The sequence below is a fragment of the Nocardioides sp. T2.26MG-1 genome (assembly GCF_950101795.1).
Classification (GTDB): domain Bacteria; phylum Actinomycetota; class Actinomycetes; order Propionibacteriales; family Nocardioidaceae; genus Nocardioides.
Genome location: NZ_CATNLZ010000009.1, coordinates 25,713 through 46,387, shown reverse-complemented (window position 1 = coordinate 46,387; position 20,675 = coordinate 25,713). Strand labels below are relative to the sequence as shown.

Here is a 20,675-nt window from a genome sequence, read left to right as displayed (position 1 = left end):
GTTGCGGCCGTTGGTTGGGCTGCGGGTGGGTGGGGGTCGTCCGTGGTGGTGGGGGCCGAGGATTGGTTCGGTCTATGTGCGCCGGGTGAAGGCGACCTTGCCGTTGGGGAGGTGGGTGGTCGTGTAGTGGGGGTCGTGGGCTCTGGCGTGGTGTTTTGGGCAGAGCAGTCGGCCGTGTTTGGTGTTGGTGTTGCCGCCGGTGGCCCAGGTGGGGTCGTGGTGGGTGTGGCACATGCCGGGTGGGGCGTCGCAGCCTTCGGCGGTGCAGCCGCGGTCGCGGTGGGCGATGGCGATGCGCTGGGCTTTGGTGTGGAAGCGGCGGGTGCGGCCGAGGTCGAGGACTTCGGAGGTGCCGCCGAGGACGAGGGGGAGGATCCCGGCCTCACAGGCCATCCGTCGGGCCTGGCCGGGGGAGATGACGGCGCCGGTGTCGAGGGTGCCGGGCTTCAGGCCGCCCTGCAACGTCTCGACCGGGATGGTGACCACGACGGTGGCGTTGACGCCGCCGGCCTCAGGGAGCCGGTCGGTGGGGTAGCGCTCGATCCACTCGACGAACGCCTGTCCCATCCGCTGCGGGCCGGGCCGGCGTTCCCCGAGGTGGCCTTCGACCGCAGCGCGGTGCTTGGGGGCGGCCAGGGCCAGAAGTTGCTTCTTGAACATCTGGCCTTGGGCGGCGGGGAGGGTGAACGTGCCGCGCAGCGTGCCGTCCTCGTCCTCGCGCATCGTGACCCGGGTGGCCATGGCCGCTTCGCGTTCTTCGCGTTCGAGGAGCTTAGCTTCGTGTGCGTCGGCGGCTTCGGGGTCGATGACGTGCAGGAGTCCTTTGCCGAGGTGGCGCAGGGCGACGGCGTCGAAGTGCGCGGCTTGGTCGACCAGGTGCTGTTCGGCCTGGGCGACGAGCTCGGGGTCGAGGTGGTCGGGGAGGTCCTCGACGGCGCGGATGATCACCCGGGCCTGGTCGACGAGCAGGTCCCCGGCGGCGAGGGCGTGGTGGACGGGCTGGTGGGTTTCGAGGCCGGTGGCGAGGCGGGTCTTGCGGTGGGCCTCGGTGCGGGTCATCCGGGTCTCATGGGCCCACCAGTTCGCCACCGACGTGGCGCCGACCTGCTCGGCGACCCCCACGGTGTCGGCGTGGGCGGCGACGCGGGCCTCGACCTCGGCGAGCCGCGCGGCGGCGCGGGTGAGCTCGGTCAGGGTGTGGGCGGTCTCGGTGGTGTCCATGGACCACAGCGAGGAGTCGGTGACCTGGTCGAGGAGGGTGTGGATCTGGGTGACGGCGTGCGTGACCTGGTGGTGGGGGTTCGCTTGTGCGGTCATCGCCACTCCCGAGTTGCAAGGTCGTGGCGACAGTCTATCGAACAGGTGTTCGAGATGTCAATATGTTGGTGGGGCTGAGTTTTCGGGGCGGCGGTCGGGAAGCCGGCAGCGGCGGGCGACCCGTGGCGGACCTTCACCGTTTTGCTGCCAAGGGACCGCAACCCCAGCGGACCTGAATGCCGAGGATCACCGGCCCGGTGGTTTCGAGGCTCGCTGCGCTCGCACCTCAACCACCGGCGGAGGTGGCGGTCGGGGAGCCGGCAGCGGCGGGCGACCCGTGGCGGACCTGCACCGCTTCGCTGCCAAGGACCGCAACCCCGAGCGGGCCTGAAGGCCGGCCGTCGACGGCGACCAGAAGCGCGCCGTACCCGTCTTCGCTGCCAGGGACCGCAACCGCCGCGGGCCTGGAGGTCGAGTGTCACTGGGTTCCGGTGGTTTCGAGGCTCGCTCCGCTCGCACCTCAACCGCCGGGTGCGTTCGGGGCTCGCTGTGCTCGCACCTCAACCACCGGCACGTGCCTACGCGAGCGCCGCGAGCAGCTCCCGGTAGCTGCCGTCGGCATCGCCCTCCACGCTGCGGATGACCTGCGCGCCCGGACGGGTGGCGAGCAGCTCGTGGAGCGCGGCGTGGCAGCGAGCGAGCTCGTCGTCCCCACCGAGGCTGGCGACGATCGCCCGCACCTGCTGGTGCCAGGGGTCGGCCGGGCCGTCGGCGCCGCGGCGGGTGAACCTCTCGAGGCACGCATCCAGGTCGTCCATCAGGAACAGCTCGGCCACCTCAGCACCGGCGTCGTGGGCGGCGCGGTGGAAGCGGTCAACCTCGTGAGGGTCATGCAGCATCTGGGGGAGGACCACGTCGTGGCCCGAGCGGAGGTAGGCCCCGATCATCGCGAGCGCGGCCGGCCGGATGAGCTCGCCGGCCATTCCGAAGTCGTCGGCCCACCCGCCGATCAGCGTGCGCAGCACGTCGATGTCGCAGTTGAGGACGCCGTGGTGCTCCTCGACGTATCGCCGGGCGAGCGTCGACTTCCCGATGCCAGGCGGGCCGTTGAGGTGGATCAGGCGTGCCATGGGGAGCGAGGTTACCGATCCGCAGTGCGCCGTAGGCTCGGCAGTCGTGAGCGATCGACTGGTGTGGCTGCCGTTCGACCCCGCCGACCTCGGCGATCCGCCGGGTGGGTTGCGCTACGAGGTGGTCGACCCCACCGAGCGCGTGCCGGACTCGGTGGGCCAGGTGCGGTTCTACGTGCCGCCGTACCAGGTCGGCAGTCGGGTGGCCGAGGTGCTGCCCCTGATGAGGAGCCTCGAGGTCGTGCAGACGCTGACCGCCGGCGTCGACAACCTGCGCGGCAGCGTCCCCGCGGGCGTGACGCTCTGCAACGGCCGCGGCATCCACGACACCTCCACCGCCGAGCTCGCACTGACGCTGATCCTGAGCAGCCTGCGTGGCGTGCCGGACTTCGTCCGGGCCCAGGACCGCCACACGTGGGCACCCGCCTGGCGGCCCGCGCTCGCCGACAGGCGCGTCCTGCTGGTGGGGTACGGCGCGATCGGTGCGGCGATCGAACGCCGCCTGCTGCCGTTCGAGGTCGAGGTCGTCAAGGTCGCCCGCACCGCCCGCGACGGGGTGCACGGCATCGACGAGCTGCCCGTGCTGCTGCCGGACGCCGACGTCGTGGTGCTCGTCGTACCCCTCACCGACGAGACCCGGGGCCTGGTCGACGCGGGCTTCCTGGCCGCGATGAAAGACGGCGCGCTCCTCGTCAACGTCGCCCGCGGCGCGGTCCTCGACACGCCGGCGCTCCTCGAGGCGCTGGACCAGGGGAGGATCCACGCCGCCCTCGACGTCACCGACCCCGAGCCGCTGCCCGAGGACCATGCCCTCTGGGACGCGCCGAACCTGCTGATCTCCCCGCACGTCGGCGGGGCGAGCAGCGCGATGTGGCCGCGGGCGCACCGCCTGGTCCGCGACCAGCTCCACCGGTACGCCGCGGGCGAGCCGCTGGCGAACGTGACGTCCGGCGCCTACTGAGCCGCGTCGGGGCCGGCGAGCTCGGCCAGGGCGTCGTCGCCGCCCTCGCCGTACGCCCGCCAGTCGGGCGCGGCCCGCAGCCGCTCCGGCGCCACGGCGAGCCAGCGACTGCGTGCAGCGTCGAGGGCCTCGGCCTCCTCGAGTCCGCGCCGCAGCTCTCGCAGCAGCGTCGCCGCGGCGGACGCACGTCCCTCCTGGTACTTCCCGCCCGGGAAGGCGGCCCCCGAGCGGGCGATGCTGCACAAGGACGCGCCGCCCGCGAGGGCGGTGAGCTGGGCCTCGGCGTCGGCGCGCAGCGCGGCGGCGCGCTCGGCGAGTCCGGGGTCCGCGGTCACCGTCCCAGTATCGCGGGGCCGGCCGCTCCGCGGGGCTGTGGAGCAGTGGGGGAAGGCGGTCGCCGCCCCCGTAGACTCCGCCACGTGGCAGGCCGGATCCGCGAGGACGACATCTCCTTGGTGCGGGAGAAGGCGCGCATCGACGAGGTCATCGGTCAGTACGTCACGCTCCGCAACGCCGGCGGCGGCTCCCAGAAGGGACTCTGCCCCTTCCACGACGAGAAGTCGCCGTCGTTCAACGTCAACCCGGCCCGTGGATTCTTCCATTGCTTCGGCTGCTCCGAGGGCGGGGACGTCATCACGTTCCTGATGAAGATCGACGGCCTGACGTTCGGCGAGGCGGTCGAGCGGCTCGCGGACAAGTACGGCGTCCAGCTGCGCCGCGAGGAGGGCGACATCCGTGAGGACCGCCCCAAGGGCCCGCCGCGGCGCCGGCTCATCGAGGCGCACCAGGTCGCGCAGACGTTCTACGCCGAGCAGTTGGCCACCGCCGACGCGCTGGTCGCCCGGCAGTTCCTGGGGGAGCGCGGCTTCGACCAGGGGGCGGCCGAGCACTTCGGCGTCGGCTTCGCCCCGCGCTCGGGCGACGCGCTGAAGAACCTGTTGCGCCAGAAGGGCTTCACCAACGAGGAGATGACCGTCGGCGGGCTGGTCGGCCCCTCGGGCTACGACCGCTTCCGCGGCCGGCTGCTGTGGCCGATCCGCGACGCGAGCGGCGACACGATCGGCTTCGGCGCCCGCCGGATCTTCGACGACGACCGGATCGACGCCAAGTACCTCAACACCTCCGAGACCCCGATCTACAAGAAGAGCCAGGTGCTCTACGGCATCGACCTGGCCCGCCGCGAGATCGGCCGACAGTCCCGGGCGGTGATCGTCGAGGGCTACACCGACGTGATGGCCTGTCACCTGGCCGGGGTCACCACCGCGGTCGCGACCTGCGGCACGGCGTTCGGCGAGGACCACTCCCGCGTGCTGCGCCGGTTCCTCAACGACCACGAGGAGTTCCGCGGCGAGGTGATCTTCACCTTCGACGGCGACGCCGCCGGCCAGAAGGCCGCACTCCGCGCGTTCGGCGGCGACCAGAACTTCGTCTCCCAGACGTACGTCGCCGTCGAGCCGGACGGGCTCGACCCCTGCGACCTGCGCATCCAGAAGGGCGACGCCGCGGTCCGCGAGCTGGTCGCCCGCCGGGTGCCGCTGTACCGCTTCGTGCTCGCCAACGTGGTCGGCAAGTACGACCTCGACCGCGCCGACGGGCGCATCGACGCCCTGCGCGAGGGCGCCCGGCTCGTGTCGAGCATCCGCGACAAGTCCAAGGTCGACGCGTTCGCGCGCGAGCTCGGCGGGATGATCGGGCTCGACCCCGAGGAGGCGCGCGCCGAGGTACGCCGCGCCGCCCACCGGCGCCCCAGCCAGGACCAGCGCGCCGGCGCCACTGCCACCACGCAGACCGAGCCGCCGCCCCGGTCCGCCGTACCCGACCTGCGCGACCCGCGGTTCGCCACCGAGCGCGAGACGCTGCAGCTGGTCATCCAGCACCCGATGACGATCGGCCGCAGCACCGGCGACATCGGCGTCAACGACTTCACCCACCCGACCTACCGCGCGGTCTGGGAGCTGGTCGCCGCGGCCGGCGGTCCCGGCGCCGGCGCGGGCGACGCCGGCTGGGCGAGCCGGCTGCGCGATGCCGCCACCGACCCGGCCGTGTCGTCGGTGATCAGCGCCCTCGCGGTCGAGCCGCTCAAGAAGGAGCCGGACGCGGCGTACGTCGGCCAGCACGTCTTCCGGCTGCTCGAGCTCACCGCGGCCCGCCGGATCGCCGAGATCAAGTCCAAGCTGCAGCGCACCAACCCCGTCGAGCACGCCGAGGAGTTCAACAAGATGTTCGGGGAGCTCGCCGCCCTCGAGGCGCACCGCCGGGCCCTGCGCGACCGCCTCGCCGGGGGCGCGTCGTGAGGCTCCGCCGCCGCGAGCGGCCGCCGATCCGGGTCGAGCGCGGCGAGCGGCTGCTCGCCGACACGGCCGCCGTCGAGGGGCACCTGGGCGGCACCCGCGACGCGCTCTACCTGGTGCGGTCCCGCGCGGGCCGGTCGTTCGAGCTCAGCGAGACCGTCCGGATCCCCTGGGAGGACGTCGAGGCCGCCGACTGGGACCAGGAGTCCTCGGTGCTGCGGGTGACCGAGGTCGGCAGCTGGGGCGAGGTGCGCCCCGAGCACCGGTTCACCATCGAGGAGCCCGCCCGCCTGCTCGAGCTGGTCCGCGAGCGGGTCACCGCCAGCATCGTGCTGCAGCGGCACGTGCGCATCGACGGCCGGCGCGGTCTGCGGGTCATCGCCCGGCGGGCGCCGCGCGGCGACCGGCCCGTGCAGTGGGTCTACGAGTTCGACGAGGGCGTCGACCCCGACGACCCCGAGGTGCGCCGGCTCGCCGCCGAGGCGCTCGCGGCGGCGCAGCAGGAGGTCGGGCCCGTCTGAGGGTCCGCCTCCCCGTCGAGGCACCAGAAGTGGCTGCGGTCCGGCCCCCCGAGCAGCCATTCCAGGTGTCTCGAGGGGACCGGCGGGGTGGTTTCGAGACGGCTCGCTGCGCTCCGCGCTGACGCGCTGATCGCAGCCGAGCCTCCTCGACCAGCCTCGCTGACGCTCGTCCCGGGCTCCGCCCGGACCGAGCTGCGAGGCGGATTTTCCCTCGCGCAGCCGGATTGCTAACCTGTGCGGGCTGCACCGATCCCCTGTAGCTCAACTGGCAGAGCATTCGGCTGTTAACCGGAGGGTTGTTGGTTCGAGTCCAACCGGGGGAGCAGAGAGAAGGGCCCCTGACCTGGGCGCTACGTCCAGGTCAGGGGCCCTCTGCATGGTGGCCTCGGCCGAGCGTGCGGCAGTAGTCCCGACGCCCCTGGCGGGCGGGTCCGGTCGGTGAGCGGGCTCCCGCAAACGGCGATCCGATTCCGGCGCCGGAGCCGCCGGTCGCCCGCGGCCCTTCTCAGCGGTCGGGAAGACCGAGGGGATCGATACACGTTGTGCCGGGTACCGGGCCCGGCGGACGTGCCGCCGACCGGCCCGGACGGGGATGCGCCGACCGGGGTGGTCCGGATCGAGAGGAGGACCGACCATGGACGAGTCGCGACAGGCGGTGTCCGCCGAGGCGGCGGCAGCCGGAGGCCGGCGCAGACCGAACGTCATCGTCTTCGACGTCAACGAGACGCTGTCGGACATGTCCCCGCTCGCCGGGAGGTTCGAGTCGGTGGGGGCCGACCCCTCGCTGGCGCGCGCCTGGTTCGGCGGGCTGCTGCGCGACGGCTTCGCGCTGACGGTGGTCGGGGAGAACCCGCCGTTCGCCGAGGTGGCCGCCGAGGGGCTGAGGACGGTCCTGGGCGGCGTGCCGCTGGACCGCACCGTCGACGAAGCCGTCCAGCACGTGATGGACGGTTTCGCGGCCCTGGGGGTCCATCCCGACGTCCCGAGCGGCGTCCGGGCGCTCGCCGACCTGGGCATCCGGCTGGTCACCCTGAGCAACGGCTCGGCATCGATCGCGCGCGGGCTCCTGGCCGACGCCGGCGTCGACGACGCCTTCGAGGCGTTCCTGTCCGTGGCGGACGCCGGGCTGTGGAAGCCGGCGCGGGAGGCGTATGCCTTCGCGCTCCGGACCTGCGCCGTGGATGCCGCCGACGCGATGCTCGTGGCGGCGCACCCGTGGGACACCGACGGAGCGGGTCGAGCCGGGCTCGCGACCGCGTGGGTCAACCGCGCCGGAGGTGGCTTCCCGGGCTACTTCCAGGCACCGGACCTCGAGGCCTCGTCGCTGGACGATCTGGCCGATCGGCTGGCCCGGACCGAGGGCTGAGGCACCGACCCGCGCCGGCTGCGAATCGGTGGCCGGACTGAGCGGCGACTACTCGCCCCAGCCCATCGGGAACACCTCGAACCCGGCGGCGAAGGCCGTGCCGAGCCGCTGCCCGGTCTGCCGCCCGAACCCCTCGAGGAACTCACGGGCGTCGAAGTGCTCCCAGCCCAGTCCGTCGATGTAGGCCCGGTGCGCCTCGAGCGAGGCGACGCCGGCGTCGAAGGTGTCGGTGGTGTCCACCGCGTGCGTCGCCGACGGCGACCCGAAGGCCCACACGGCGCGGACCCCGCCCCAGGGCTCCAGACCGTCGGTGAGCTGCTCGGGGAACACCCAGCGGTTGCCGGCGTCGCGGACCGCGTCGACCACCGCCCGGCCGGTCGCGATGTGGTCGGCCTGGTTGAGGTTGACCCCGCCCCAGGTGTCGCGGAAGTTGCCGGTGACCACGATGTCGGGCCGGAAGCGGCGTACGACGCCGGCGATCTCGCGGCGCAGCGGGACGCCGTACTCGAGCACCCCGTCGGGCTGGTGGAGGAACTCCACCGCCGAGACCCCGACGATGCGCGCGGACTCGACCTGCTCGGCCTCGCGCACCACCCGGCACTCGTCGGGGTGCATCGCGTCGATGCCGGCCTCGCCGCTGGTCACCATGCAGTAGGTGACGTCCTTGCCCTGCGCGGTCCAGCGCGCGACCGCGGCGGCGGCGCCGAACTCCATGTCGTCGGGGTGCGCCACCACGCACAATGCACGCTCCCAGTCCTCCGGCAGTGCGGCCAGCGGCTCGAGCGGCTCGTCCTTGGCGTTCATGCGGCTACCTACCTCCAGGTCGGGGACGTGACAGGCTCCCAGCATGAAGCAGTACGCCGACATCGCGCTGCGGCTGCCGTCGGCCAGCGAGCGTTGGGCGGGGGAGCGGTTCCGTGCCGAGCTCGCCTCCTGGGTGTCGTCGGCGGTCGGTGAGCCGACCTCGCTGGAGCGGGTCAAGCTGCGGCCCTGGGCGACCGTGTGGCGGGTCGAGACGCCGACGGGGCGCTTCTACGCCAAGCAGAACTGCTCGACCCAGTCCTACGAGGCCGCGCTGGTCCTGGCGCTCAACGACCTCGCCGCGCGGCACGTCGTGCCGCTGGCCGCGGTCGACACCACGCGCGGGCTCTTCCTCACGCCCGACCTGGGCACGCCGCTGGGCGACGCGGACCGTGAGGCGGACGACGACCCCGACAAGCAGGTGGACGTGTGGTGCCGCGTGGTGGAGGCCGGCGCGCACCTGCAGCTCGAGGTGGCGCGCTACGTCGGGCGGCTCGTCAGCGTGGGGCTGACCACGCTCGCCCCGGGCGACTGCGTGGGCTATGTCGAGGACCAGCTCGCGTCCTTCGCGTCGCTGGCCGCGGACGACCCGCGGGCGATGCCCGCCGAGCAGCAGGCCGCCGTCCGGGCCGCCCTGCCCCAGGTGGCGGAGTGGGCCGACCAGGTCGCGGCGCTGCGGCTGCCGCTGACGCTGTGCCACAACGACCTGCACGGCCACAACGTGTTCGACGTCGGCGGCGAGCTGCGCTTCTTCGACTTCGCCGACGCGATGGTCACCGAGCCGCTGGCCGCGCTGCTGGTGCCGCTCAACGTGCTGGCCCACCGGCTCGCGCTCGCGCCCGACGACCCGCGGCTGGCTCGGATCGCCGACGCGGGCCTGGAGGTGTGGAGCGAGTACGCCCCGATGGCCGAGCTGCGCGCGGCGCTGCCGGCCGCCCTGCAGCTGGCCCGGCTGGCGCGCGCGGAGTCCTGGATCCGCTGCACCGCGGCCGCGACCGACGCCGAGCTGGCCGAGTGGGGCGACCGCGCGGCGTACTGGCTCGGCTCGTTGACGGACCCGTCGCCGTACCGCCCTTGACATGCAGCCAAATGGCTGCATGAAATGGGGCCATGACCATGGACGCCGTGTTCAAGGCGCTCGCCGACCCGACCCGGCGTGCGCTCCTGGACCGGCTCCGGGACCGCAACGGCCAGACGCTCGGCGAGCTGTGCGCCGGGCTGGACATGGCCCGCCAGTCGGTCAGCAAGCACCTCGCGGTGCTCGAGGAGGCGGGGGTGGTGACCACGCAGTGGCGGGGCCGGGAGAAGGTCCACCACCTCGACGCCGCCCCGATCAACGCCGTCGCCGACCGCTGGCTGAGCCGCTACGACCGCGACCGCGCCGAGGCGCTCGCGGACCTCAAGACCGCCCTGGAGGCGCCCACCATGACCGTGACCGAGAGCAAGCACGAGTTCGTCCACACCACCTACATCCGTACCACCCCCGAGCGGCTCTGGCAGGCGCTCACCGACCCGGCGTTCACGAAGCGCTACTGGGGCGTCGAGCTGAGCTCGGACTGGCTGGTGGGCTCGCCCGTCACCTGGCGGTACGCCGGTGCCACGATGGCCGACGAGCGCCAGGTCGTCGTCGAGTCCGACCCGCCGCGCCGACTGTCGTACTACTGGCACGCGATCACCCCGGAGTTCGTCGCGGCCGTCGGCGGCGAGTCCGAGGAGTGGGCCGCGGCCCGGGCCGAGCCGCTGTCGCTGGCGACCTTCGAGCTCGAGCCGGTGGGCGAGACCGTCCGGCTGCGGGTCACCCATGGCGGGTTCGCCGAGGGCAGCGTCCTCCTGCCGGGCGTCAGCGAGGGCTGGCCGGAGATCCTCGCCAGCCTGAAGTCGCTGCTCGAGACGGGCGAGCCGCTCGCGACGAGGTGAGGAGGGGCGGCCCGGCGGGTACCCGTCGTCTGTGACCTACCCGTTGAGCCGCCTCATGTCGACCGCCACCACCGCGTACGCCGGCTACGCCCTGGCCCGGCCAGCCCACCTGTGGCAGGCGCTGCAGGCGAGCCGCCAGGAACGTCCCGGCCTCGAGCTGCTCGCGCGGACGTACGGCGTGCGCGACCTCGCGATCGGCGGCGCGGCGCTGCTCGGGCGCTCGCCGCGCACGATCCGGACCGCGATGCTGCTGCGCATCGCCATGGACCTCGGCGACGGCGCGCTGCTCTCGGCGCGCACCGACGACGCGGACGTGCGCCGCAAGATCCTGGGGATCACGCTCGGCTGGGCCGGGCTCAACGCGCTGGCGCTCGCGGTCGACTCGGCCCGCGACGGCTGAGACCCTGGTGAGACTGGAGCAGCCGTGGGCGAGATCCGGGTCGGCATCTCCGGCTGGACCTACGCCGGGTGGCGCGGTGACTTCTATCCGTCGGGACTGCCGCAGCGGCAGGAGCTCGCCTACGCGGCCGAGCGGATGGGGTCGGTGGAGATCAACGGGTCGTTCTACAGCCTCCAGCGGCCCACGTCGTACGCCTCCTGGCGCGAGCAGACGCCCGACGACTTCGTGTTCGCCGTCAAGGGCGGCCGGTTCGTCACGCACATGTTGCGGTTGCGCGACGTCGAGACCCCGCTGGCGAACTTCTTCGCCTCGGGGCTGCTCGCGCTCGGACCCAAGCTAGGGCCGGTGCTGTGGCAGCTCCCCGAGCGACTGGAGTACGACCCCGACGTGCTCGCGGCGTTCTTCGGCCAGCTCCCGCGGACGATCGGCGAGCTGGCCGCGCTCGCGCGCCGGCACGACGCGAAGGTCCCCGACGAGCGCGCCCTGACCACCGCACCGCGCGGGCTCGCGTCGCGCCGAGTGCGGCACGCGCTGGAGTTCCGCAGCCCGTCGTTCTGCACCGACGAGGCGTTCGCGCTGCTCCGCGAGCACGACGTCGCCTGCGTGGTGGCCGACACCGCGGGCCGCTTCCCGATGGCCGAGGCGGTCACCTCCGACCTCGTCTACGTCCGCCTGCACGGCGACCAGGAGCTCTACACCAGCGGGTACGGCGACGCGGCGCTCGACCGGTGGGCCGACAAGTGCCGGGGGTGGGCGGAGGAGGCTGACGTGGTCGTGTACTTCGACAACGATGCCTTGGGCTTCGCGCCCCACGACGCGCTGCGGCTGATCGAGCGCCTGGACCCACTCACCCGTTGAGCCGGGCGAACATCCCCTTCTGGGCCTTGTGCAGCCGCGGGAACTCCGCGAACAGCCGGTCGTAGACCTCCCGGTGCGCGGACGCCGGCTCGAAGGTGCGGTCGACGGGCACCAGCGCGCGGACGTTCGCCCACCCGAGGTCGCCGAGCGCCACCCCCGCGGCGAGCCCCACGCCGCGCAGACCGGTGAGCAGCGGCTCGGTGGCCCGCTCGACGGGCCGGTCGCAGACGTCGGCCACGATCTGGCACCAGAGCTCGGACTGCGCACCGCCGCCGATGATCCGCAGCGGCCCGAGCCGCCGGCCCGTGAAGTGGTCGGCCGCCTCGAGCAGCCACCGCGTGTTGAGGGCGACGCCCTCCAGCACGGCGCGCGCCAGCTCGGCCCCGGTCGTCCCGACACCGATGTTGTGGAAGCCCGCCCGCGCCGCGCGGTCGTCCACCGGGCTGCGCTCGCCGGTGAGCCAGGGGGTGAACACGACCCCACCCGAGCCCGGGGCGGCGGTGGCCGCGAGGTCGGTGATGTCGTCGTACGACGGCGCGGTGCGGCCCCGCCCCGGCTGACCGGCGAGCGTGCCGCGGTACCACTGCAGGCAGCGGCCGGCGCTGTCCTGGTTGTCGCCGAGCAGGTAGGGGTGGGGGCCGATGCCGGGGACGGTCGCGCACTGGCGGACCAGGTCGGTCTTCTTGGTGTCGAGCGGGCAGGTGACCCAGCCCGAGGTCCCGATCGAGACGTGGGCCTCGTGCAGCTCCAGGCATCCCGAGCCGACCGCCGCCGCGTGCAGGTCGGGCAGCCCGGTGACGACCCGCGCGGCCGGCGAGATCCCGAGGTCGGCGGCGACCTCGGCGTGCACGGTCCCCACGACCGACCCGGACGCCTGGAGCGGCGGCAGCTTGTCGCGCGGGACCCCGGCGCGGGCGACCAGCACGTCGTCGTACGCCACGACCTCGGGGCGGCGGTTGTCGGTGAGCCAGGCCGCGGTCATCGACATGGGCGACGCGGCGGCGACCAGGGTGAAGCGCATCGCCAGGTGGTCGACGGGCTCGAGGTACCACCGGGTCCGCGCCGCGACGGCGGGGCGGTCGCGCTCGAGGTGCAGGATGTGGCCGAGCGGGTCGGCCCCCGACGTCGACGGCACCCCGCCGGTACGCCGGATCCAGGTGGCCAGGGGACGGGCGCGGTAGCCCTGGATCCGCCCGCCCACCAGCGCCCGGGAGTGCGGGGCGCCCTGGGTGTCGGTCCACAGCAGGCACGGTCCGACCGCCCGGCCGTGCTCGTCGACCGGCACCGTGCTGCCCCACTGGCCCGTGATGCCGACGGCGACCACCTCGTCGGCGGCCGCGCCCGCGGAGGCGAGCACCCGGCGGGACGCGTCGGCGATCAGGTGCCACCAGTGGTCGGGGTCCTGGGTCGCCGACCCGTGCTCGGCGTACGCCGTGGTGAGCGCGTGCTGCTCCCAGCGCACCAGGTCGCCGTGGCTCGAGACCAGGCCGACCTTGACCCCGCTCGTGCCGAGGTCCACCGCGAGCACCAGCCGGCGGCCGCCGCTCATGCCGGCGGGACGCTCTGCTGGGCGTCGAGCATGTCGGTCATCACCGCGACGATGAACTCCTCGACCTCGGTGGTGAGCCCGCCGGCGACGCCGCCGTACAACGCGCTGCTGAACGCCTCGGCCCCGGCCGCGTGCTGGCGGTGCGCGTGCTCGACGGCGTCGGCGAGGTCGGTCTCCCACGCCTCGGCCACGCCCGGCTGGGTCTGCGGGCGGGTCACGGCCATGTGGATCGCGTTGGGGTACTGCTGCCCGTTGAGCCGCCAGCCGCGCTCCCGCAGGAAGTCGTTGACGTGGTAGATGTCGAACTCGTCGGAGGTGAAGCTGAAGCAGAACGTCGGCTGCCCCATGATCCGCAGCTCCGGATGGCTGCGCACCGCCGCCTTCATGCGGTCCGCGGTCGCGAAGATCTCCCGGGCGTGGTGGAGGTAGCCGTCCCGCCCGTGGTGCACCATCGAGGCCCAGGTCGCCGCGAGCAGGCCGCCGGACCGGGAGCCGTCGATGCCGGGGGACATGTACTTGCCGCCGCTCCAGCCCGCGAGGTGGAAGTACTGCGCGTTGCGGTAGGCCTTGTCGCGGAACACCAGCGTCGAGGTCCCCTTGAACGCGTAGCCGTACTTGTGGGTGTCCGCGGAGATGCTGGTGACCCCGGGCACCCGGAAGTCGAACGGCGGTACGTCGTAGCCCAGCTGCTCGCCGAACGGCAGGATGAAGCCACCCAGGCAGCCGTCGACGTGCAGCCCGGTGCCGTGCTCGAGCGCGACCTGGCCGAGCTCGGCGATCGGGTCGATCGTGCCGTAGCCGTAGTTGCAGGCCGAGCCCAGGATCGCGACCGTGTTGGCGTCGACGCGGGCCGCGACCTCGGCCGGGTCGACCAGCGTGGTGTGGGGGTCGACGGCGACGCTGCGCAGCTCGACGCCGAGCAGGTGGCAGGCCTTGTCGAACGCCGGGTGGCCGGTCTCGGGCTTGACGAAGTTGGGCCGGTCGATGCCGCGGCGCTGGGCGGCGTGCTCGCGGTAGGCCAGCACCGCGTGCAGGATGCTCCCGGTACCACCGCTGGTGACCATGCCGGCCGGGGTCGCGTCCTGGACCGCCTCGGCGTGCATGAGGTCGAGGGCCATCGCGATGATCTCGCCCTCCATCTTGGTGGCGCTGGGGCACATGTCGCGCTGCAGGACGTTGACGTGTGCGAACAGCCCGAAGGCCTCGGTGAGGAACCGGTAGTGGTCGTGGTCGCCGCAGTACATCGTCCCCGAGCAGCGTCCGGTCTCCCAGAAGGCGTCCTCCTCGGTCGCCATCGTGCGCAGCTCGGCGAGGATCTCCTCGCGCGGGCGCCCGTGGTCGGGCAGCGCTCTGTTGACGGGGAAGCGGTCGGCGTACGGGAAGTCGCTCATCTGCGCGTGGCTCGGTGTCTCCCGCTCCGGGCGGCCGGGCCCCTCCGGGTCGGATGCTAGTGCCCCGGCCGGACGTCATGCGGCTGGAGCAACAGGTTGCTCTGACCGCATGACGTCCCGCGGGTCACGCCGACTAGGCTCCCGACCGCACGGGGCGGTAGCTCAGTCGGTCAGAGCAGAGGACTCATAATCCTTGGGTCGTGGGTTCGAGCCCCACCCGCCCCACCGCGGTCGACTGCTGCAGTGACGTCCGCCGTGCTCGGCGGTCAGAGCCACCGTGCAAGCGCAGCGGCGATCTCGTCGACGGACAGCTCTCGGCGGGCCACGGACATGACCAGCTCGTACGCCGGGTCGTCCGGCGCGTCCAGGTCGACGTCGTTGAGACCGTAGAAGACGACCACCGCCAGCCAGCCCAGCCGCTTGTTCCCGTCGACGAGTGCGTGGTTGCCGACGAGGGAGTCGAGGAGGGCCGCCGCCTTCTGGTCCAGGCCGGGATAGGCCTCGCGGCCGTACAGGACGGCGCCGGGGCGGTGCGCCGCCGAGTCGAGCAGCCCCAGGTCGCGAACTGGTCCCACGGCCAGGTCCGCGACGAGCCTGAGCAGGTCCTCGGTCCCAAGGGGGACGGTCAACGGCCCAGCCGGTCAAGCAGGTCGGCGTACCGCTCACGCGCCCGCGCGGAGAGCTCGGCGACCCGGGCCTCGTGACCGTGCCGCGCGGCCGCCTCGCGGATCGCACGCAGGGTGGCCTCGTGCTTGCTCACCCCCTCGGACTCGGCAAGGGCGGCGAGCAGCCGCTCGTCCTCGGGCGTGAGTCGCAGCGTCATGGCCATGCGGTCATGATACCGAAGTGGTATCAGTGGTGAGCGGTCTCGGGCTCGCGTGACCTTCTGCCCTGTGCCTGGAAGGTGCCGGAGGGGAGGCTCGAGGCATGACCAAGACCCGTGGACGGCGGGCGTGGCTCCCGCCGCGGTGGTTCATCAAGGCGTTCTGGCACGCCCACCGGGCGCTGGTCCGGCGTACCGACGGCCGCCGGGGGCTCTGGCTGCCCCAGGAGGACGGGTGGGGCGCACTGTGGCTCACCACCACCGGCCGGCGCACGGGCCAGCCGCGGCAGGTCGTGGTCGGCTACTTCGAGGACGGGCCCGACCTGGTGACGATGGCGATGAACGGCTGGGGCGCGGCCGAGCCCGCCTGGTGGCTCAACCTGCAGGAGGAGCCGCACGCGGAGGTGCAGACCAAGGACGGCACCCGGCTGGTGCGGGCCCGTCGGGCCGAGGGCGCCGAGCGTGAGCGGCTGTGGGCACGGTGGGCCGAGCTGGACAAGAACCTGGACGCGTACGCCGCACGGCGGCCCACCGAGACCGCGGTCGTCGTGCTCGAGACCGTCGGCGAGGACCAGGACTGACCGGGCCGATCCCCGCCCCACACGAGGATCGACCCGGACCGGTCTGTCGATATCGGCGCTAGCCGACGGTCTCCTGGAGCCGCTGGGAGGTGGCGGCCAGGTCGTGGGCGGCGGCCCGGATGCCCTCGAGCTCGGAGCGGGTGGCCCGGGACGCCTCGTCGACCAGTTCGAGCGTGGCGGCGATGTCGCGGCCGCGGTCGGCGGCCTCGCCGATGCTGCCCGCGATCGCCGCGGTCGTAGCAGTCTGCTCCTCGACGGCACCGGCGATGGAGTTCTGGAAGTCGCTGATCCGGCCGATGATCTCCTGGATCTTGTTGATCTCCGTGGCGGCCTCGGCCACCGCGTTCTGGATCGACTCGACCCGGGTCGAGATGTCCCCGGTGGCGCGGCTGGTCTCCTGGGCGAGCTCCTTGACCTCGCCGGCGACGACCGCGAAGCCCTTGCCGGCGTCGCCGGCCCGGGCGGCCTCGATGGTCGCGTTGAGCGCGAGCAGGTTGGTCTGCTCGGCGATCGCGGTGATCACCTTGACGACGTTGCCGATCTCGGCCGAGGAGTCCCCGAGCGCGGAGACCACCTGGTTGGTGCTGTCGGCGATCTCGACCGCCTCGCCGGCGATCCGCGCGAGCGAGGAGGTGTTCTGCGCGATCTCGCTGATCGAGGCCCCCATCTGCTGGGTGCCCGCGGCCACGTGCTCGATCCCGGAGCTGACCTCCTGCGCCGAGCTGGCCGCCGCGGCGGTCTGCGCTGCGGTGCGGTCGGCGCTGTCGGTGATCCCGTCGCTCGTCTCGACCAGGCTGGTCACGGCCGCGTCGAGCTCGTGGGCGGCCGCGCTGACGCCGGCCGCCACGGCCGCCGAGCGGTCGAGCGTGCCGTTGAGGGCCACCGCGAGCTTCTCCAGCTCGTTGCGCCCGGTGCCCTCGGGCAGGCGGGTCGACAGGTCGCCGCTGGCGAGCAGGTCGGTGGCCGAGCGCAGCGGCCGGACGATGGTGCGGCCGATCACGAACGCCGCCGCGCCCACCACCACGATCACCAGGAGGCCGCTGAGCAGCAGGGCGACGGTCTCGCCCCAGGCCACGGAGCTGACGTCGTCGACATAGATGCCCGAGCCGATCACCCAGCCCCAGGGCTCGTAGCCCGCGACGTACGAGACCTTGGGCTGCGGTGCGTCCGAGCCCGGCTTGGGCCACTGGTACTCCACGAAGCCCGCGCCCTTGTCCTGCACGACCTTGACCATCTCCACGAACAGCTTCTTGCCGTCGGGGTCCTCGCTGGCCGACAGGTCGGTGCCGTCGAGCTCGGGCTTCACCGGGTGCATGATCATCGCCGGGGTCATGTCGTTGATCCAGAAGTACTCCGTGCCGGAGTAGCGCAGCTGCTGGACCGCGGCGAGCGCTGCCGCCTGGGCATCCTTCTCGGTCAGGCGCCCGGCCTCGGCCTCGCCGCCGTAGTAGGTGACGATGCCGAGCGCGGTCTCGACGACCGACCGGGTCGCGTTCTTGCGCTCGGTGAGGATCCGGCCCTCCATGCGAGCGGAGGCCAGGGCAGCCAGGGCGGCGATGCCGATGGCGAAGAGCAGCACGATGACGATCAGCCGCGTCTGGATCGAGGCGGCTCGTAGCGAGGGACGGTTCATGGGAGGTCTATCGGACGCGGCGACACCGACTCAAGGAGTTCAGTGAACTGGATCACATTCCCGACGGCTCTCGTCCGTTCGCGTTCGGGTGACCCTGAACCTGTTGACGACGACGGAAGTCCCCGCCCGGGCTTGTGGAAGACGACGAACACAGCGAGGAGGGCGGGTCCTTACGGTGAGCGCCATGAGCACACTGCGCGAGGTCGAGGCCTGGATCGCCGACCAGCTGCCCGGCCTGATCGAGAAGCACCAGGTCCCCGGTGCGGCGTGGGCTGTCGTCGCCGCCGGCGAGGTGGTCGACGGCGCCGCCGGCGTCCTGAGCAAGGCGACCGGGGTGGACGCGACCGCCGACTCGGTCTTCCAGATCGGGTCCATCACCAAGCTGTGGACCGCCACGCTCGTGATGCAGCTCGTCGACGAGGGCAAGGTCGAGCTCGACCAGCCGGTGCGCACCTACCTGCCGGAGTTCGAGATCGGGGACAAGGACGCCGCCGCGGCGATCACGGTCCACCAGCTGCTCAACCACACCGCCGGCTTCGAGGGCGACATCTTCACCGACACCGGCGTCGGCGACGACTGCGTGGAGAAGTACCTCGGCGTCCTCCACGACGTGCCGCAGCTGTTCCCGCCCGGCGAGCGGTTCTCCTACAACAACGCCGGCTTCGTGGTGCTCGGTCGCCTCGTCGAGGTGCTGCGCGGGAAGACGTACGACGATTGCCTGCGCGAGCACCTGTTCGCGCCGCTGGGCCTGACCCACGCGGCCGCCAGCGTCTACGAGGCGATCACGTTCCGCGCCGCGATGGGCCACATCGAGCCCGAGCCGGGCGCCGCCAGCGTGCCCGCGCCGATCTGGGCGATGGCCCGCTCCAACTCCCCGGCCGGATCCATGCTCGCGATGCGGCCGCGCGACCTGCTGACGTTCGCTCGCATGCACCTCGAGGACGGCCGCGCCGCCGACGGCACCCAGGTGCTCGCACCGGGCACGCCGGCCCGGATGCAGGCCCGCGAGGTCGACCTGCCCTACCTCGGCATCATGGGCACGTCGTGGGGCCTCGGCTTCGAGCGCTTCGACGTCCCCGAGGGCGACGTGATCGGCCACGACGGCAGCACCATCGGCCAGTACGCCTTCATGCGGATGGTGCCCGAGGCCGGCGTCGCGGTCGCTCTGCTCACCAACGGCGGCGACGCGATGTCGCTCTACCACGAGGTCATCGGCCACGTGATCGACCAGCTCACCGAGACCACGCTGCCCGCCCTGCCCACCCCGCCGGTCGACCCCGAACGGATCGACGCGACCCGATACGTCGGCACCTACTCGGCCGACGTCATGGACCTGGTCGTCACCCAGGACGACGAGCGGCGGATCTGGATCGAGCTGATCCCCAAGGGCGAGATCGCCGAGATGGGCGCCCAGCGTGAGCTCACCGAGTTCGTGCCGTTCGGCGAGGACAGCCTGATCCCGCTCGAGGCGGACCGCGGCATGCACATGCCCCACGCCTTCGTCGGCGACGACGGCGCGGGCCACGCGCTCTACCTCCACGTCGGCCGCGCCATCCGGCGCGCCGGAGCCTGACCCACCCCAAGATCCAGCCCCGCGAATCCCACCCGCGCGAACCTGAGGAACCGTCAATGAAGCTGACCGCGACCGCTCTCGGACTGTGCGTGACCACTGCTCTGCTCGCCGGCTGCGGCGGCGGCAGCGACGACCCAGGAACCTCGAAGAGCGGGGGAGGTGACAGCGAGTACGCCGACGGCGGCACGTTCACGATGGCGATCGCGGGCGACCCGGGCAAGCTCGACCCGCACTCGTCGGCCAGCAGCCAGCTGTTCGCCGTCAACCAGCTCGCCTACGACAACCTGGTCTCCGTCGACGGGGAGAGCGGCGAGATCGAGTCCCAGCTCGCCCAGGAGTGGTCGGTGGACGGCACCACCGTCACCTTCACCCTCAACGACGGCATCACCTGCGCCGACGGCAGCGAGTTCACGGCGTCGACCGTGGCCGACAACATCGCCTACGTGGCCGACCCCAAGAACAAGAGCCCCTACCTCGGCACCTTCCTCCCGGCGGGCGCGACCGCGAAGGCCGACGACGCGGCCGGCACCGTGACCGTGACGCTCGCCCAGCCGGCGCCGTTCGTGCTCAACGGGTTCGGCAGCCTCCCGATGGTGTGCGAGTCGGGACTGAAGGACCGCAAGGCGCTCGCGAACAAGACGTTCGGCACCGGCCCGTACGAGCTCACCGAGGCCGTGCCGGGCGACCACTACTCGTACCAGATCCGGGACGGCTACACCTGGGGGCCCGACGGCGCGACGACCGACGAGCAGGGCCTGCCCGACACCGTCGTCATGAAGGTGATCCAGAACGAGGGCACCGCTGCGAACCTCCTGGTCTCCGGGGAGATCAACGCGGCCACGATCCAGGGCCCCGACGTCAAGCGCCTCGAGGCCCAGGACCTGTTCCACACCAGCACCCCGGCGATGGCCGGCGAGCAGTGGTACAACCACAACGAGGGCCGCGCGACCGCCGACGCCGACGTCCGGATGGCGCTCACCCAGGCCATCGACTTCGGGCAGCTCGCCTCGGTGGCGACGGCCGACGCGGGCGGTCCGGCCACGACGTTCGCGGCCCTCGAGCCCGTCGCCTGCCCGGGCGACTCCATCGGCCCGGCTCTGCCGGCGCAGGACGTCGACGCCGCCAAGGCCGCCCTCGCCGGCAAGAAGCTCACGTTCCTCTACTCCAGCGCCGCCGGCAGCGCCCTGGCGGCGGCAGCCGAGCTCGCCGTCCAGCAGTGGGAGGCCGCCGGCGCCACCGTGACGGCCAAGGGGGTCGACGAGACCGCCCTCCAGGGTGCGATCTTCGGCACCGGCGACTGGGACATCGCGTGGGTGCCGCTCAACGTCAACAGCCCCGACCAGCTCGTCCCGTTCCTGTCCGGCCCGGGCCTGGCGGACGGCGGCACGAACTTCTCCGGGATCGACAACAAGGAGTACGCCGACGGGGTCGCCGCCGCCACCAAGACCAACGGCACCGAGGGCTGCGACTCCTGGCTCGAGGCGGAGTCGGCGCTGGTCGCCGCGGCCGACATCGTCCCGTTCGCCAACAACGAGGTGAAGACCTTCGGCAACGGCGCCGAGTTCGACTACCCCGGCACGTTCATGCCCACCAGCATCCGCATGCTGGCCGAGTGAGGTAGCC

20 protein-coding genes and 2 tRNA genes are annotated in these 20,675 nt (G+C 72.7%); 13 read left to right on the top strand and 9 right to left on the bottom strand.

The features are described 5' to 3' along the window. Nucleotides 1-72 precede the first annotated feature (72 nt). Entirely contained in the window at nt 73-1,317 is a 1,245-nt protein-coding gene (locus QQZ14_RS08810) for an HNH endonuclease signature motif containing protein (protein WP_284533881.1), read from the bottom strand. A gap of 518 nt (nt 1,318-1,835) precedes the next feature. Further along, nucleotides 1,836-2,387, bottom strand: coding sequence for an AAA family ATPase (locus QQZ14_RS08805; RefSeq protein ID WP_284533880.1), 552 nt, complete (start codon nt 2,385-2,387; stop codon nt 1,836-1,838). A 46-nt stretch (nt 2,388-2,433) separates the two neighbouring features. Between QQZ14_RS08805 and QQZ14_RS08800 the strand changes: the two genes are divergently transcribed. Further along, the gene (locus QQZ14_RS08800) at nt 2,434-3,348 is read left to right on the top strand and encodes a 2-hydroxyacid dehydrogenase (RefSeq protein WP_284533879.1); all 915 of its coding nucleotides are present in this window, start codon (nt 2,434-2,436) and stop codon (nt 3,346-3,348) included. On the opposite strand, the gene QQZ14_RS08795 is transcribed toward QQZ14_RS08800, so the two are convergent. Then, nucleotides 3,342-3,683 (bottom strand): hypothetical protein, encoded by a 342-nt coding sequence (locus QQZ14_RS08795; RefSeq protein ID WP_284533878.1) that lies wholly within the window; start codon nt 3,681-3,683, stop codon nt 3,342-3,344. The two genes, QQZ14_RS08800 and QQZ14_RS08795, sit on opposite strands and share 7 nt — an antisense overlap. Nucleotides 3,684-3,767: 84 nt before the next feature. Here QQZ14_RS08795 and dnaG point away from each other — a divergent pair, with 84 nt between their 5' ends. The 4 genes from dnaG (at nt 3,768) to QQZ14_RS08775 (ending at nt 7,526) form a co-directional block, all read left to right on the top strand. Continuing rightward, on the top strand, nt 3,768-5,642 hold the full coding sequence (gene dnaG / locus QQZ14_RS08790) for a DNA primase (RefSeq protein WP_284533877.1): 1,875 nt from the start codon (nt 3,768-3,770) through the stop codon (nt 5,640-5,642). Continuing rightward, nucleotides 5,639-6,160 (top strand): hypothetical protein, encoded by a 522-nt coding sequence (locus QQZ14_RS08785; RefSeq protein ID WP_284533876.1) that lies wholly within the window; start codon nt 5,639-5,641, stop codon nt 6,158-6,160. Before dnaG ends, QQZ14_RS08785 begins: the two co-directional genes overlap by 4 nt. A gap of 250 nt (nt 6,161-6,410) precedes the next feature. After that, a tRNA-Asn gene (locus QQZ14_RS08780) sits at nt 6,411-6,483 on the top strand. 311 nt (nt 6,484-6,794) lie between these two features. Beyond that, nucleotides 6,795-7,526: a haloacid dehalogenase type II gene (locus QQZ14_RS08775; protein ID WP_284533875.1), complete on the top strand. Its 732-nt coding sequence runs from the start codon at nt 6,795-6,797 to the stop codon at nt 7,524-7,526. A 48-nt stretch (nt 7,527-7,574) separates the two neighbouring features. On the opposite strand, the gene QQZ14_RS08770 is transcribed toward QQZ14_RS08775, so the two are convergent. Then, nucleotides 7,575-8,330 (bottom strand): PIG-L deacetylase family protein, encoded by a 756-nt coding sequence (locus QQZ14_RS08770; protein WP_284533874.1) that lies wholly within the window; start codon nt 8,328-8,330, stop codon nt 7,575-7,577. Nucleotides 8,331-8,373: 43 nt separating this feature from the next. Between QQZ14_RS08770 and QQZ14_RS08765 the strand changes: the two genes are divergently transcribed. From QQZ14_RS08765 to QQZ14_RS08750, 4 genes are read left to right on the top strand one after another with little or no spacing between them, the layout of a single operon-like run. Continuing rightward, nucleotides 8,374-9,405 (top strand): aminoglycoside phosphotransferase family protein, encoded by a 1,032-nt coding sequence (locus tag QQZ14_RS08765; protein WP_284533873.1) that lies wholly within the window; start codon nt 8,374-8,376, stop codon nt 9,403-9,405. 32 nt (nt 9,406-9,437) lie between these two features. After that, nucleotides 9,438-10,244, top strand: a complete 807-nt coding sequence (locus QQZ14_RS08760; RefSeq protein WP_284533872.1) for an ArsR/SmtB family transcription factor — start codon at nt 9,438-9,440, stop codon at nt 10,242-10,244. Nucleotides 10,245-10,299: 55 nt separating this feature from the next. After that, a complete protein-coding gene (locus QQZ14_RS08755; protein ID WP_284533871.1) occupies nt 10,300-10,644 on the top strand; it encodes a hypothetical protein in 345 nt (114 codons plus the stop codon). 24 nt (nt 10,645-10,668) lie between these two features. Continuing rightward, nucleotides 10,669-11,502 carry a DUF72 domain-containing protein gene (locus QQZ14_RS08750; protein ID WP_284533870.1) on the top strand — a complete coding sequence of 278 codons (834 nt, stop codon included), beginning with the start codon at nt 10,669-10,671 and terminating at the stop codon, nt 11,500-11,502. Here QQZ14_RS08750 and QQZ14_RS08745 read toward each other — a convergent pair. Both QQZ14_RS08745 and QQZ14_RS08740 read right to left on the bottom strand, forming a co-directional pair. Then, the gene (locus tag QQZ14_RS08745) at nt 11,492-13,051 is read right to left on the bottom strand and encodes a xylulokinase (protein WP_284533869.1); all 1,560 of its coding nucleotides are present in this window, start codon (nt 13,049-13,051) and stop codon (nt 11,492-11,494) included. The genes QQZ14_RS08750 and QQZ14_RS08745 overlap by 11 nt on opposite strands. Further along, complete coding sequence (locus QQZ14_RS08740) at nt 13,048-14,442, bottom strand: pyridoxal phosphate-dependent decarboxylase family protein (RefSeq protein ID WP_284533868.1); 1,395 nt, start codon at nt 14,440-14,442, stop codon at nt 13,048-13,050. Before QQZ14_RS08740 ends, QQZ14_RS08745 begins: the two co-directional genes overlap by 4 nt. Nucleotides 14,443-14,593: 151 nt before the next feature. Between QQZ14_RS08740 and QQZ14_RS08735 the strand changes: the two genes are divergently transcribed. Then, a tRNA-Ile gene (locus tag QQZ14_RS08735) sits at nt 14,594-14,667 on the top strand. Between the two features lie 41 nt (nt 14,668-14,708). Here QQZ14_RS08735 and QQZ14_RS08730 read toward each other — a convergent pair. Next, on the bottom strand, nt 14,709-15,071 hold the full coding sequence (locus tag QQZ14_RS08730; protein ID WP_284533867.1) for a type II toxin-antitoxin system death-on-curing family toxin: 363 nt from the start codon (nt 15,069-15,071) through the stop codon (nt 14,709-14,711). Then, on the bottom strand, nt 15,068-15,271 hold the full coding sequence (locus tag QQZ14_RS08725; RefSeq protein ID WP_284533866.1) for a CopG family transcriptional regulator: 204 nt from the start codon (nt 15,269-15,271) through the stop codon (nt 15,068-15,070). The genes QQZ14_RS08730 and QQZ14_RS08725 overlap by 4 nt, the downstream gene beginning before the upstream one ends. Before the next feature lie 98 nt (nt 15,272-15,369). On the opposite strand from QQZ14_RS08725, the gene QQZ14_RS08720 reads away from it, so the two are divergent. Then, nucleotides 15,370-15,846 (top strand): nitroreductase/quinone reductase family protein, encoded by a 477-nt coding sequence (locus tag QQZ14_RS08720; protein ID WP_284533865.1) that lies wholly within the window; start codon nt 15,370-15,372, stop codon nt 15,844-15,846. A gap of 58 nt (nt 15,847-15,904) precedes the next feature. Here the strand turns inward: QQZ14_RS08720 and QQZ14_RS08715 are convergent, their stop codons facing one another. Next, the gene (locus QQZ14_RS08715) at nt 15,905-17,479 is read right to left on the bottom strand and encodes a methyl-accepting chemotaxis protein (protein ID WP_284533864.1); all 1,575 of its coding nucleotides are present in this window, start codon (nt 17,477-17,479) and stop codon (nt 15,905-15,907) included. Between the two features lie 184 nt (nt 17,480-17,663). Here QQZ14_RS08715 and QQZ14_RS08710 point away from each other — a divergent pair, with 184 nt between their 5' ends. Together QQZ14_RS08710 and QQZ14_RS08705 are read left to right on the top strand one after the other, a co-directional pair. Continuing rightward, nucleotides 17,664-19,052 carry a serine hydrolase domain-containing protein gene (locus QQZ14_RS08710; protein WP_284533863.1) on the top strand — a complete coding sequence of 463 codons (1,389 nt, stop codon included), beginning with the start codon at nt 17,664-17,666 and terminating at the stop codon, nt 19,050-19,052. Between the two features lie 56 nt (nt 19,053-19,108). Beyond that, nucleotides 19,109-20,668, top strand: a complete 1,560-nt coding sequence (locus QQZ14_RS08705) for an ABC transporter substrate-binding protein (RefSeq protein WP_284533862.1) — start codon at nt 19,109-19,111, stop codon at nt 20,666-20,668. Nucleotides 20,669-20,675 lie beyond the last annotated feature (7 nt).

What these genes read in the sequence shown, in the direction of transcription:
- QQZ14_RS08810 (WP_284533881.1), bottom strand. Translation starts at nt 1,317, where the DNA reads ATGACCGCACAAGCGAACCCCCACCACCAGGTCACGCACGCCGTCACC.
- QQZ14_RS08805 (WP_284533880.1), bottom strand. Translation starts at nt 2,387, where the DNA reads ATGGCACGCCTGATCCACCTCAACGGCCCGCCTGGCATCGGGAAGTCG.
- QQZ14_RS08775 (WP_284533875.1), top strand. Translation starts at nt 6,795, where the DNA reads ATGGACGAGTCGCGACAGGCGGTGTCCGCCGAGGCGGCGGCAGCCGGA.
- QQZ14_RS08770 (WP_284533874.1), bottom strand. Translation starts at nt 8,330, where the DNA reads ATGAACGCCAAGGACGAGCCGCTCGAGCCGCTGGCCGCACTGCCGGAG.
- QQZ14_RS08765 (WP_284533873.1), top strand. Translation starts at nt 8,374, where the DNA reads ATGAAGCAGTACGCCGACATCGCGCTGCGGCTGCCGTCGGCCAGCGAG.
- QQZ14_RS08760 (WP_284533872.1), top strand. Translation starts at nt 9,438, where the DNA reads ATGACCATGGACGCCGTGTTCAAGGCGCTCGCCGACCCGACCCGGCGT.
- QQZ14_RS08755 (WP_284533871.1), top strand. Translation starts at nt 10,300, where the DNA reads ATGTCGACCGCCACCACCGCGTACGCCGGCTACGCCCTGGCCCGGCCA.
- QQZ14_RS08745 (WP_284533869.1), bottom strand. Translation starts at nt 13,051, where the DNA reads ATGAGCGGCGGCCGCCGGCTGGTGCTCGCGGTGGACCTCGGCACGAGC.
- QQZ14_RS08740 (WP_284533868.1), bottom strand. Translation starts at nt 14,442, where the DNA reads ATGAGCGACTTCCCGTACGCCGACCGCTTCCCCGTCAACAGAGCGCTG.
- QQZ14_RS08725 (WP_284533866.1), bottom strand. Translation starts at nt 15,271, where the DNA reads ATGGCCATGACGCTGCGACTCACGCCCGAGGACGAGCGGCTGCTCGCC.
- QQZ14_RS08720 (WP_284533865.1), top strand. Translation starts at nt 15,370, where the DNA reads ATGACCAAGACCCGTGGACGGCGGGCGTGGCTCCCGCCGCGGTGGTTC.
- QQZ14_RS08715 (WP_284533864.1), bottom strand. Translation starts at nt 17,479, where the DNA reads ATGAACCGTCCCTCGCTACGAGCCGCCTCGATCCAGACGCGGCTGATC.
- QQZ14_RS08710 (WP_284533863.1), top strand. Translation starts at nt 17,664, where the DNA reads ATGAGCACACTGCGCGAGGTCGAGGCCTGGATCGCCGACCAGCTGCCC.
- QQZ14_RS08705 (WP_284533862.1), top strand. Translation starts at nt 19,109, where the DNA reads ATGAAGCTGACCGCGACCGCTCTCGGACTGTGCGTGACCACTGCTCTG.